The sequence below is a fragment of the Streptomyces sp. NPDC020958 genome, assembly GCF_055562175.1.
The window spans coordinates 1-12,478 of record NZ_JBVHFU010000017.1 but is presented as its reverse complement, the minus strand read 5'-3'; the positions used below and the strand labels follow the sequence as shown (position 1 = coordinate 12,478).

At 71.5% G+C, this 12,478-nt stretch carries 10 protein-coding genes and 1 rRNA gene; 6 read left to right on the top strand and 5 right to left on the bottom strand.

All coding sequences use genetic code 11. The features are described 5' to 3' along the window. The first annotated feature begins 24 nt into the window (after positions 1-24). Positions 25-360 carry a hypothetical protein gene (locus ACZ3KP_RS34410; RefSeq protein ID WP_467504367.1) on the top strand — a complete coding sequence of 112 codons (336 nt, stop codon included), beginning with the start codon at positions 25-27 and terminating at the stop codon, positions 358-360. A gap of 79 nt (positions 361-439) precedes the next feature. Here the strand turns inward: ACZ3KP_RS34410 and ACZ3KP_RS34405 are convergent, their stop codons facing one another. The 4 genes from ACZ3KP_RS34405 to mtnA all read right to left on the bottom strand — a co-directional run bounded on the left by ACZ3KP_RS34405 (position 440) and on the right by mtnA (position 6,480). Further along, complete coding sequence (locus ACZ3KP_RS34405) at positions 440-2,296, bottom strand: LpqB family beta-propeller domain-containing protein (RefSeq protein ID WP_467504365.1); 1,857 nt, start codon at positions 2,294-2,296, stop codon at positions 440-442. Next, positions 2,286-4,331 (bottom strand): MtrAB system histidine kinase MtrB, encoded by a 2,046-nt coding sequence (gene mtrB / locus ACZ3KP_RS34400; protein WP_467504363.1) that lies wholly within the window; start codon positions 4,329-4,331, stop codon positions 2,286-2,288. Before mtrB ends, ACZ3KP_RS34405 begins: the two co-directional genes overlap by 11 nt. A 1-nt stretch (position 4,332) precedes the next feature. Continuing rightward, positions 4,333-5,022 carry a two-component system response regulator MtrA gene (gene mtrA, locus ACZ3KP_RS34395; RefSeq protein WP_207921802.1) on the bottom strand — a complete coding sequence of 230 codons (690 nt, stop codon included), beginning with the start codon at positions 5,020-5,022 and terminating at the stop codon, positions 4,333-4,335. A 312-nt stretch (positions 5,023-5,334) separates the two neighbouring features. After that, positions 5,335-6,480: an S-methyl-5-thioribose-1-phosphate isomerase gene (mtnA, locus tag ACZ3KP_RS34390; protein WP_467504361.1), complete on the bottom strand. Its 1,146-nt coding sequence runs from the start codon at positions 6,478-6,480 to the stop codon at positions 5,335-5,337. 140 nt (positions 6,481-6,620) lie between these two features. Here mtnA and ACZ3KP_RS34385 point away from each other — a divergent pair, with 140 nt between their 5' ends. From ACZ3KP_RS34385 to ACZ3KP_RS34365, 5 genes are read left to right on the top strand one after another with little or no spacing between them, the layout of a single operon-like run. Next, a complete protein-coding gene (locus ACZ3KP_RS34385) occupies positions 6,621-7,997 on the top strand; it encodes a DUF7847 domain-containing protein (protein WP_467504360.1) in 1,377 nt (458 codons plus the stop codon). Positions 7,998-8,001: 4 nt separating this feature from the next. Beyond that, positions 8,002-8,787: a DUF4129 domain-containing protein gene (locus tag ACZ3KP_RS34380; protein ID WP_467504359.1), complete on the top strand. Its 786-nt coding sequence runs from the start codon at positions 8,002-8,004 to the stop codon at positions 8,785-8,787. Further along, complete coding sequence (locus tag ACZ3KP_RS34375) at positions 8,784-9,998, top strand: DUF4350 domain-containing protein (RefSeq protein ID WP_467504357.1); 1,215 nt, start codon at positions 8,784-8,786, stop codon at positions 9,996-9,998. The genes ACZ3KP_RS34380 and ACZ3KP_RS34375 overlap by 4 nt, the downstream gene beginning before the upstream one ends. Continuing rightward, the gene (locus tag ACZ3KP_RS34370; protein ID WP_358986674.1) at positions 9,998-10,987 is read left to right on the top strand and encodes an AAA family ATPase; all 990 of its coding nucleotides are present in this window, start codon (positions 9,998-10,000) and stop codon (positions 10,985-10,987) included. Before ACZ3KP_RS34375 ends, ACZ3KP_RS34370 begins: the two co-directional genes overlap by 1 nt. Further along, entirely contained in the window at positions 10,987-12,297 is a 1,311-nt protein-coding gene (locus ACZ3KP_RS34365; RefSeq protein ID WP_467504355.1) for a DUF58 domain-containing protein, read from the top strand. The genes ACZ3KP_RS34370 and ACZ3KP_RS34365 overlap by 1 nt, the downstream gene beginning before the upstream one ends. Positions 12,298-12,409: 112 nt before the next feature. Here the strand turns inward: ACZ3KP_RS34365 and rrf are convergent. Further along, positions 12,410-12,478: ribosomal RNA gene (gene rrf, locus ACZ3KP_RS34360) — 5S ribosomal RNA — on the bottom strand; the annotation flags it as partial.

Here is a 12,478-nt window from a genome sequence, read left to right as displayed (position 1 = left end):
ACGGCTGGCGCGATTGTCATGCTCGTGCCCACTCAGGCTCAGGCCGCGCCGGTGTGGGTCACCAATCCGACCAACGCCGCCCAAGGCACGATCGACAAGGACACCATGAATGCTGGCGTCCGTGACATAAAGGCCGACGGCCAGAGCGCGGTGACGCGCTGGGAGGCACGGAGCAGCAGCGGCACCGTCCTCGACAAGGACGACTGCGTGGACTCCAACGGCGCCAACAACGGCTACGTGGGATGTCACGTCTACCTCGGTGGCGCCTACTTTTACATCAAGGTCTGTACCCGTGACTACAGCCATGACATCGGCTACGAGGGCTGCACGTCCTGGGAAGGGTACGGCTGGGCGAAGTAACCGGTCCCCATACCGGGCTAGGTACCGAAGCGGTGCGTCGGTTCGTCCGGCGGGCCGCTTCGGCATGGCCACCCCGGCGCTACCCCGGATAAACCGGCGCCGACCCGTCCTTGGCCACCTTCTGCCACTGCGCCCCTGACGGCAGCCAGACGATCCCGTCGTCCTGCGAGTCGGCCACCAGCGGTGTCCGCTCGTTCTCGGAGGCCGCGATCGCCAGCACGCCCGTTAGGGCCGCAGGCGCCTGTTCGTCCGGCGTGGAGCCGTCGACCTGAACGTACCGCGTCTGCTGTACTCCGCCCTTCTCACGCCCGACCACCACGAGCTGGCTGTCACCCGCCCAGGAGATAGCGGTGACCTCCTCAGAGCCCGGGGTCGCAGAGCGTAGTCCGTGGACCGAGACCTCCTGCTGACCGTCTGACCCACTGCGCTCGATCCGCCCGATGAACAGGGACTGTTGGCCGTCCTTCTCGACGACGATCGCGATCCGCACCCCGTCGGCGGCAACCCGCACGCTTTTGATACGACCGTCTAGCTCGGGAATCTGCACGGTCAGCGGCCGACTCGAGCCGTGCGTCAGCACGTACAGCCGCGCACGGTCAGGGTTCCGGTCGGCCACCCACAGGTCGCCCCGGGCATCCCAGCTCGGCGCCGTCAGCCGGTCGTCCGCGGTCGCTCCCTGGCTGCTCACCACCGGGTTGCCGAGCTCAGTGTCCGACACGATCGAGGTGACGTACAGCGCCTTGCCATCGCTGCTCACGCCGGCCGCGGTGCGCTCGTCGCGGGCGACCGCTACCGACCGCAGCGGCTTGGTGCCCGTGCCGAAGGCACCGGACACCGGGACGAGCGTGGTGCTGGCTTTGCCAGTGGTGCCAGTGCCGCCGGACGGCATCCGCACCAGCCGGTGCTTGGTGTCGATGTAGTACAGGTAGTCGGGCCGCTTGGTGTGCGCGCGCCAAGCGATCATGTCTGCCTGCCGCTCGTTGACTTCACACATCGGCGAACCGTCGGCACCCTCCAGCACAACCGAGTCCACGGTGTTCGTCAGGTCCCGCAGCGTGAACACCAACTGGGTCGCCATCTCGGTGCACCTGGCCGAGCCGACCTTGGACGCCTTGATGTTCAGCGGCACGGTGAGCCTGTTCCGGTCGTCGGGCGTCAGCCCGGACGTGCCCTTCTTCAGGGTCGTACCGGTCGGGAAACTCGACCGGACCACCGGACCGAGCCAGGTGGTGGGCCCGTTGAGCAGCGAACGCACCACCTGGGTCACGGCATCCACCTGACCGCGTACGTAGACGGGGTCAGCGACCGCCATCGGCTGTCCGCTCGTCTGGTCCGAGCTGTCAGACGCGAAGTAGTACTTGTCTACGGACGTGTACCGGCGCTGGAAGTCGGACTGGCCTATCACGACCCCCTGGGGCAGCGAGTCGATCCGCCACTGCCCGGTCTTCGCATCCTTCGCCAGATGCACCTTCTCGCTGTACGAGCCGTCGGCGGGCGTATACGACTGCTCGACGTCGACAGTGGCGACCTGGTTGCCCCCGAGCGTGTACGTGATGCTGTCCGCTCCCTCCCTCCCGGCCGGCCGGGAGTCGGTCTGGATGCTCGGCCCGTTCTCCAGCACCGTGGCCTGCGAATCCGGCTGCCAGATCTTCGCCGCAGCCGTGGTCAGATACTTTCGGGCCGTGTCATAGTGCGGATCGTCGCTGGTCAGGGCCTCCAGGAAGCCCTGAACTATCGCGCTGGCCGAGGCATTCTGCTGCGGCGGCATGGCGAAGACCCGCACTTGTGCGTCCTGCCGCGGCGTGGACTCGACATCCCGCAAATCGCCACTGTCCGGCATGGAGGCACAGCCCGCCAGCACTACGGCTCCGCAGATGGCGTACACCACCGCGCGCACCGACGTGCGCCCGGCGACCCGCTCGCGGTCAGCGCCCACGAAATGCCTCCCCTGGCTTGTTCAACTCGTCCGGTGCGGCGGCGCTCCCGTCTCCGGCCGACCCGGGCTTGGGCGTGCCTTCCTGATGCCGTGCGCCGCCGGCCGGCCGGGGTACCACGCGCGCACCGTTGCCGGGTAGCGCGGTCGGGTCGACGGCCGGCCACTGCACTGCCGAGGCGAGCGGCGAAGTCTGGCCGCCGCCGGGCTGCACCGGCACGGTGGCCCGTTTGTCCCCATCGCCGCGCGGCAGAGCGACATCTTTGAGCCCCCGGTTGCGCCGGGAGTCCTTGGGCTCCAGAGGTATCGGCGAGCCCCGCAGCGGCTCGTCCGCGGTCCTCGGCAGAGTCAGCCGGAACTGCGACCCGCCGCCCGGCTCCCCCCAGGCCTGCAGCCAGCCGCCGTGCAGCCGTGCGTCCTCCAGGGCGATCGACAGACCCAGCCCCGTACCACCGGTGGTACGCGCGCGTGCCGGGTCCGCCCGCCAGAAGCGGCTGAAGACCCGGGTCGCCTCACCGGGCTTGAGCCCCACGCCGTAGTCGCGCACCGCGACGGCGACGGCGCCGCCGGCCGCGGCCAGCTTGACGACGACGTCCCTGCCCTCACCGTGTTCGACGGCGTTGACGACGAGGTTGCGCAGCACCCGCTCCACCCGTCGCGCGTCCGCCTCGGCCACCACCGGCTGCAGGTCGCCGACCACGCGTATGTGCGTGCCCTTGCGCTCCGCGAGCGGCTCGGCGCCGCTGACCACCCGCCGTACGACCTCCCGGAGGTCTATCGGCTCGGCCTCCAGCGCCGCCGCGCCCGCGTCGAAGCGGCTGATCTCCAGCAGGTCGGCGAGCAGCGACTCGAACCGGTCCAGCTGGTCGGCGAGCAGCTCCGCCGACCGCGCGGTGATCGGGTCGAAGTCCTCGCGCGCCTCGTGGATGACGTCGGCGGCCATCCGTACGGTCGTCAGCGGGGTGCGCAGTTCGTGCGACACGTCCGACACGAACCGGCGCTGCATCCGCGACAGGTCCTCCAGCTGTTGGATCTTCAGCTGGAGGTTCTGCGCCATCTTGTTGAAGGCCTCGCCGAGCCGGGCGATGTCGTCCTCGCCGGTGACCTTCATCCGCTCCTGGAGCCGCCCCGCCGACAGCCGCTCGGCGATCCCGGCCGCCATCCGCACGGGCGTGACGACCTGCCGCACCACCAGCCAGGCGATGGCCCCGAGGAGGACGACGACGAAGAGCCCGGCGGTCGCGAGCGTGCCCTTGACCAGACTGAGGGACTTCTCTTCCTGGGTGAGCGGGAAGAGAAAGTACAATTGGTACCGGTCGCCGTTCGGGTCGTTGACCTGCTTGCCGATTACCAGGGCGGGCTGCGACGGCCGGTCGCTGTCCAAATAGATGACGCGGGTGTAGCTCTGAGCAGCCCCCGCGCCGCTGTTGATCCGCGTGCGTAGGTCCTCCGGCACACTCGCCGTCGGGTCCACATGGCCGGAGCCGCGCGGGCTACGCCCACCGCCGCTGTTGTTGCCCGCGGGCAGCGTCACCACGTCGAAGGCTCCCTGGCCCCCGCTGGAGAGGGACTCGACGAGGTCGCTCATCCACTGGATGACGTTCTGCGACTGTCGTCCGCCCGCCGACGCGGCGGTGCCACCATTGCCAGCCCCGGCCTCGTCGGCCTTCTGCTTGGCCACCGCGAAGCCACCGGTGGCCTGGGACTGCGAGGCCTTCACCTTGGCGTCCAGCAGGCCGTTGCGCACCTGGCCGATGACGACGAAGCCGAGCAGGAGAACGACGCCCAGCGACATCAGCAGGGTCGTGACGACGACCTTGAGCTGGATGTTGCGCCGCCACAGCCGCATGACCGGCAGCAGCGGCCGGCGCACCCAGCGGATGAGCAGCCGCAGCACCGGGCTGCCCTGGACCCCGCCCTGGAGCAGGCCGCCCTCGAAGAGCAGCCGCAGGCGCGAACCGGGCCGGTTTCCGCCGACAGGCCGCTCCGGGCGGTCCCCGGACCGGCCGGGGGCCGAAGCGGCACTGTCCTCGGACATGTCAGCTCGGTCCTGCCTTGTATCCGACACCACGGACGGTCACCACGATCTCCGGCCGCTCCGGGTCCTTCTCGACCTTGGAGCGCAGCCGCTGGACGTGAACATTGACGAGACGGGTGTCCGCCGCGTGCCGGTAGCCCCAGACCTGCTCCAGGAGCACCTCACGCGTGAACACCTGCCACGGCTTGCGGGCGAGCGCGACCAGCAGGTCGAACTCCAGCGGGGTCAGCGCGATCGACTGCCCGTCCCGCTTCACCGAGTGCCCGGCCACGTCGATGACCAGGTCACCTATGGTGAGCTGCTCGGGAGCCGGCTCCTCCGACCTCCGCAGCCTCGCCCGGATCCGGGCGACCAGCTCCTTCGGCTTGAACGGCTTCACGATGTAGTCGTCCGCGCCCGACTCCAGGCCCACGACCACGTCGACGGTGTCGCTCTTCGCCGTGAGCATCACGATCGGCACTCCGGACTCCGCCCTGATCAGGCGGCACACCTCGATGCCGTCCCGACCGGGCAGCATCAGGTCCAGCAGCACCAGATCCGGCTTGGTCTCACGGAAAGCGGCCAGCGCCTTGTCACCGTCGGCTACGAAAGACGGCTCAAAACCTTCACCACGCAGCACGATGCCGAGCATCTCGGCCAGTGCGCTGTCGTCGTCGACGACAAGGACTCGTCCCTTCATAAACGACATCATCCCATTCTCATAACAGTGAAGGTTGCGCAGGTGACCAGGGTCACCGGCTGGTGACCATAGTCGCAGGGAACCGTCACTGTCTGCCCCCGGTCCACCGAGGTCGATGTCAGTCCGGGACGCCGGCACCCGCCCGCACGTCGGCCTCTACGCCTGGCTGATCAGCACGCCGCCGGCGCACAGGGCCACCGCAAGCCACAGCAGGCCCCACCCGCCGCTCCGGCCTGCAGCCCGCCGCTCGAGTTCCCGCGCACTCAGCAACCCACCGCAGAGCAGCAGAGCGCCGGCGACCACACGTCTGATCAACCCATGTCCTCACTGACTCGTCGTCCCCCGGCGCGACCTGGCGCACAGCTCGGCAAGGGCCTCGGCCGTGACCGGCGAAACGACGCCTTCCTCGGTGACGACGGCCGTCACCAGCTCGGGCGGCGTCACGTCGAACGCCGGGTTGTACGCCTGGGTCCCCAACGGTGCCACCGCAGCCCCGCCTCCCGCTCCCGTCACCGGCACATGCGGCGCTGTGACCTCGGTCACCTCATACCCGGGGCGCTGTTCCACCTCGATGGCCGCCCCGTCCGGAGTCCCGGGATCAACCGTCGTCAACGGCGCCACCACGATGAACGGCACATGGTGGTACCGCGCGAGCACCGCGAGCGGATAGCTCCCCACCTTGTTCGCCACCGAACCGTCGGCCGCGATCCGATCCGCCCCTACCAGCACCGCATCCACCTCCCCCGCCGCGAACAGCGAACCGGCCGCGCTGTCGGTGAGCAAGGTGTACGCCATACCGCTGCGAGCCGCCTCGTACGCCGTCAGGCGCGCGCCCTGCAGCAACGGACGCGTCTCGTCCACCCAGAGCCGCCGCAGCCGCCCCGCCCGATGCGCCCGCAGGGCCACCGCGAACGCCGTGCCCTCCCCTCCCGACACCAGCGCACCGGTGTTGCAATGGGTCAGGATCCGATGCCCTCCGCCGGGCAACAGCTCGTCGAGGAGCGCCAGCCCGTGCTCGGCCATCCGGCTGCTGGCCTCGGCGTCCTCCCGGTGCAGCGCCCGCGCCGCAGCCAGCGCGGCCGCGGCCGCCGCCCCCAGATCGCCCTCCGCGGCGAGGGCGGACCGGTACGCCGAGGCGGCCCTGCGCACCCCCACCGACAGATTCACGGCGGTGGGCCGGGCGCCCTCGAGCGCCGCCGCCGCCTCGTCCACGTCGAAGCCCCGCGCGGCGGCCAGCGCGACGCCGTACGCCCCCGCGATCCCGAGCAGCGGAGCGCCCCGCACCGAAAGCGAGCGGATCGCCTCCACCAGCGCCGGTGCGTCCGTGCACACCAGCTCGACCTCCTCCGCCGGCAGTCTTGTCTGGTCGAGAAGAACCACCACGGGCCCCTCGGGCGGCTCCTCCCACCGGATCACGGGTGTTCCCGTCGGCCGCTTGTCCTCGCCGATGTACGCGTCCTGATCAGCCATGCGGTCAGTGTTCCCCGTATCCCGCGGACAATTGAAGGTGTGCAGCCACTACCGCGGCAGGTCACTGGGCGACCGCACCATGGCACGATGGCAGCCAACCTGCCACCGCGACCGCGGACGGGCACCGTGAAGGAGCTTCGATGAACGACACTCCGGGCTGGGCCTCGCCCGGATCCGACCCGTCCGACGGGCGGGAACCCGGCGCGTCCGCCCCTGCCGACCGCCCCGTCCCCGCAGGACCCGCCGAACAGCCTGCCGCCCAGCCGGTCACGGATCCACAAGGCCCCGGTTCGAAGTGGTCCAAGGAACAGCCACCGCCCGGCCAGTGGTCCGCGCCCACCGGCGCCCCGGCACCGGGCCAGGCACCACCGCCGCCACCGCCCCCCGGCTCCGGCTGGGGCGGCCGGCCCCCCAGCGGCTACGGAGGCTACGGCGGACCCACCCCTCCCGGCGGCCCCGGTGGCTACGGGCCGCCCGGCGGATACGGAGCCTGGGGCGGCGGCTGGGGCGGCCCCCCACCCGCCGCCAAACCCGGCGTGATCCCCCTGCGCCCGCTCGGCGTCGGCGAGATCCTCGACGGCGCCGTCTCCACCATGCGCACCTACTGGCGCACCGTCCTCGGCATCTCGCTCACGGTCGCCGTGGTCACCGAGGTCGCGGTGATCCTCCTGCAGGGCCTCGTCCTGAACGACACGCAGACCACCGACGTCCTCAACGACCCGAACGCCTCCCTCAGCGAGGTGAGCCGCGCCGCGGGCGGCGTCGTGGTCAGCTCCGGCGCCGTCCTGCTGATCACCCTGGTCGGCACCATCATCGCGACAGCCCTGCTGACCACCGTCACCAGCCGCGCCGTGCTCGGCAGGGCCGTGACCATCGGCGAGGCCTGGCGCGACGCCCGCCCCCAGGTCCTCAAACTGTTCGGGCTCATCGTCCTGCTGGGACTCATCGCGGTCGGCGTCCTGCTCGCCGGCGCGCTGCCCGGCATCGTCGTCGCCGTCGCCGGCGGACCCGGCGGCGCCATCGCGGCCCTGCTCGTCCTCGGCATCCTCGCCGGCGCCGTCGTCGCCGGGTGGCTGGTGATCCGCTTCTCGCTGGCCTCGCCCGCCCTCATGCTGGAGAAACAGGGCATCACCAAGTCCCTGAGCCGCTCCGCCAAGCTCGTCCGCGGCTCCTGGTGGCGGGTCTTCGGCATCCAGTTCCTGGCCGGCATCATCGCCAACATCGTCTCGTCGCTCGCCGTGATCCCCTTCGCCCTGCTCGGAGCCGTCGTCAGCGGCAACGGCTTCTCCGGCTTCCTCGAGAACACCGGCGACAACACCGGCTGGACGTTCCTCGTCATCAGCGGCATCGGCTCGGTGATCGGCTCGATGCTCACCTTCCCGATCAACGCCGGCGTCACCGTGCTCCTCTACATCGACCAGCGCATCCGCCGCGAGGCCCTCGACCTCGAACTGACCCGCGCCTCCGGTGTCGGGACCCACGGCACCGCCACCCCCGGCGCCGTCCCGGGGAGCTGATGCGGTGAACGGGACGGGGGGAGTCCTCACCGCGGTGCCGGCAGCCCTGCCACGCGCAGCGGGCCAAGCCGTACGAGGCGTGCTGCGGGCCCGGGAAGCGGGCCTGACAACGCTGACCGGTTCGGGCGACGAGCCACCCGTGACCGTCCCGCGCGATCCCGCGCGGGACGCGGCACGGCACGAACTGTCCAAACGGATGTACCACGAGAACGACCCCGGGCTGCTGCAGCGCGCACTGAACGCGGTCTTCCACTGGATCGACCGCCTGCTCTCCGCCGCCGCGTCCGCGACACCCGGAGGCACGCTGGGCCTGGTCATCGTGGTCCTGGCCGTCGTCGCCGTCCTGGGCGCCCTGTGGTGGCGCCTGGGCACCCCCCGCCACCAGCCCGCCTCCGGCGCCACCCTGTTCGACGACCGCCCCCGCAGCGCCGCCGAACACCGCGCGGCGGCCGAGGCGCACGCCGCCCAGGGCCACTGGAGCCAGGCCCTCCAGGAACGCATGCGCGCCGTCGTCCGCGCCCTGGAAGAACGCGCCCTGCTCGACGTCCGCCCGGGCCGCACCGCCGACGAGGCCGCCGCCGAAGCCGGCCGCACCCTGCCCGCCCACACCGACCGGCTGCGCACCGCCGCCCGCGAGTTCGACGACGTGACATACGGCGGACGCCGGGCGACCCAGGCATCGTACGAGCGCATCGCCGAACTCGACCGCGACCTGGAACGCACCAGGCCGATGCTCACCGGCAGCACCCCCGGCACGGCCCACGACGCCCACCGGGGAGCCGCGCGATGACCACTGATGCGGTCCCCGCCATGGCGGCCCCTCTCCCGACCACGTCCACCGCGCCCAGCAGCCGCCAGGTGTGGACCCGGACCCGAGGCGTCGTCCTCGCCGTGGTGCTCCTGCTCGCCGGTGCGGTCGCCATCGCCGTCATCCGCTCCGACACCAGGCACGGCACCCTCGACCCGCGCTCCGCGGACCCCTCCGGCAGCCGCGCCGTCGCCGAACTCCTCGCCGACCGGGGCGTGTCCACCCGCGTGGTGACCACCCTCGCCGAAGCCCGCGCGGCGACCGGCCCCGACACCACCCTGCTCGTCGCCGTCCCCGACCTGCTCACACCGCGCCAGCAGTCCGGACTGCGGGCGGCGACCGGCACGTCGGGCGGCCGCATCGTCCTCGTCGCCGCGGGCAGCACATCCGTCGAACGACTCGCCCCAGGCGTCACCGCGGACCCCGCCACCAGCTCCAGGTCCACCCTCGAACCGCACTGCGACCTGGCCGAAGCCCGCCGCGCGGGAAGCGCCGACACCGGTGGCATCCGCTACACCACCACCCACCTCGACGCCGACTCCTGCTACCCCAGCCAGCGCCTGGCCACGCTGATCCGCGTCCCCGCCGCCTCCAAAGGCGGCGACACCGTCGTCCTCGGCTCGCCCGACATCCTGCTCAACGACCACCTCGACAAGGAGGGCAACGCCTCGCTCGCCCTCCAGCTCCTCGGCTCCCGGCCCCATCTGGTCTGGTACCTCCCCTCGTTCTACGACACCTCGGCCACCGGCGCGGGCGACCAGAAAAGCCTGTTCGACCTGCTCCCCTCCGGATGGCTCTGGGGCACACTCCAGCTCTTCATCGCCGCGGGCCTCGCCGCCTTCTGGCGCGCACGCCGACTCGGCCCCCTGGTGACCGAGAAACTCCCTGTGGCGATCCGCGCCTCCGAAACCGTCGAAGGCCGTGCCCGCCTCTACCGCAAGGCCAACGCCCGCGACCGCGCGGCCGCCGCTCTTCGCTCCACCACTCGCACCCGCCTCGCCCCCCTCGTAGGCGTCCCCGCCTCCCAGGCCCACGCACCCGAGGCCCTGATCCCCGCCCTCTCCGCCCACCTGCACGGCGACGGACAGGCCCTGCACCCCCTGCTCTTCGGACCGCCGCCCGGCGACGACACGGCCCTCGTCGCCCTCACCGACCAGCTCGACGCCCTCGAAAGAGAGGTACGCCGTCCATGATGGACCCGACCACTGACAACGCCGGGATCACCGGGAACCCGGCCGACGCCCGGGCCGCCCTGGAGGCCCTGCGCGCCGAGATCGCGAAAGCCGTGGTCGGTCAGGATCCCGCCGTGACCGGCCTCGTCGTCGCCCTTCTGTGCCGCGGACACGTCCTGCTCGAAGGAGTCCCCGGAGTCGCGAAGACGCTGCTCGTCCGCGCCCTCGCCGCCGCCCTCGAGCTGGGGACCAAACGCGTCCAGTTCACCCCCGACCTCATGCCGAGCGACGTCACGGGCTCCCTCGTCTACGACACCCGCAGCGCCGAGTTCTCCTTCCAGCCCGGCCCGGTCTTCACCAACCTCCTCCTCGCCGACGAGATCAACCGCACCCCGCCCAAGACCCAGTCGTCCCTCCTCGAAGCCATGGAGGAACGCCAGGTCACCGTGGACGGCACGCCCCGCCCGCTGCCCGACCCCTTCCTGGTCGCCGCCACCCAGAACCCCGTCGAGTACGAGGGCACCTATCCCCTTCCCGAAGCCCAACTCGACCGCTTCCTCCTCAAACTGACGATCCCGCTCCCCTCCCGCCAGGACGAGATCGACGTCCTCACCCGCCACGCCGACGGTTTCAACCCCCGCGACCTGCGCGCCGCCGGCGTACGCCCCGTGGCAGGCCCCGCCGACCTGGAAGCCGCCCGGGCCGCGGTCGCCAAGACCTCCGTGTCCCCCGAGATCACCGCCTACGTGGTGGACATCTGCCGCGCCACCCGGGAGTCGCCTTCCCTCACCCTCGGCGTCTCCCCACGCGGCGCCACCGCCCTGCTGGCCACGTCACGCGCGTGGGCGTGGCTGACCGGCCGCGACTACGTCATCCCCGACGACGTCAAGGCCCTCGCCCTGCCCACCCTCCGCCACCGGGTCCAACTCCGCCCCGAGGCCGAGATGGAGGGCGTGACCGCCGACTCCGTCATCAACGCGATCCTCGCCCACGTCCCGGTCCCCCGCTGATGCCGCTCACCGGACGGGCCGCCCTGATCGCGGCCATCGGATCGATTCCCGTCGGCCTGTGGGGACCCGGTTGGACAGGGATCCTCACGGTCGACGGCACGCTGGCCCTGGCCTGCGCCTGCGACGTCGCCCTCGCGGCGCCCGTACGCCGCCTCGTGCTGAGCCGCTCCGGCGACACGTCGGTCCGCCTCGGCGAACCCGCGGACGTCACCCTGACGATCACCAACCCTTCCCGGCGCCTGCTCCGGGCCCGCCTCAGGGACGGCTGGCCACCCAGCAGCTGGCAACCCGGAACGGAGGCCGAGGCCTCACGCCACCGCCTGACCGTCCCCCCGGGCGAACGGCGGCGCGTCATGACCCGGCTGCGTCCCACCCGCCGCGGCGACCGCCAGGCGGACCGCGTCACGATCCGCTCCTACGGCCCCCTGGGCCTGTTCTCCCGCCAGAGCGGCCACAAAGTGCCCTGGTCCGTACGGGTTCTCCCCCCGTTCACCAGCCGCAAGCATCTCCCGTCGAAACTCGCCCGATTGCGTGAACTCGACGGCCGCACCAGCGTCCTGACCCGAGGCGAGGGCACCGAGTTCGACAGCCTGCGCGAGTACGTCCCGGGCGACGACACCCGTTCCATCGACTGGCGGGCCACCGCGCGGCAGTCCACGGTGGCGGTACGCACCTGGCGTCCCGAACGCGACCGGCACATCCTGCTCGTTCTCGACACCGGCCGCACCTCGGCCGGCCGGGTCGGCGACGCGCCGCGCCTGGACGCCTCGATGGACGCGGCGCTTCTCCTGGCCGCCCTCGCCTCGCGCGCCGGCGACCGCGTGGATCTACTGGCCTACGACCGTCGAGTCCGCGCTCTCGTCCAGGGCCGCGCGGCAGGCGATGTGCTTCCCTCTCTGGTCAACGCGATGGCAACGCTCGAACCGGAGCTCGTGGAAACCGATGCCCGGGGTCTCGCCGCGACGGCGCTCCGTACGGCTCCCCGACGCTCACTGATCGTTCTGCTCACGACGCTCGACGCCGCCCCGGTCGAAGAGGGGCTGCTTCCCGTACTGGCCCAGCTGACCCAACGCCACACCGTGCTCCTCGCCTCTGTGGCCGACCCGGGCATCGCCCGGATGGCGACGGCCCGCGGAGACACCGACGCGGTGTACGAGGCAGCCGCGGCCGCCCAGGCCCAGAGCGAACGACACCGGACCGCGGAGCAACTCCGTCGGCACGGGGTGACCGTCGTGGACGCGACACCCGACGATCTCGCCCCCGCACTGGCGGACGCGTACCTGGCTCTGAAGGCAGCGGGACGACTCTGAGACCCTGGTCGTGCGCCTCGCGCGGAGGCGGCCGGGGCCTCAAAGACCTGTCACGCGACCTATAACGCAGAAAACCCCCGCATCCGTGGATGCGGGGGTTTTCCCAATATTTGTTCGGCGGCGTCCTACTCTCCCACAGGGTCCCCCCTGCAGTACCATCGGCGCTGTGAGGCTTAGCTTC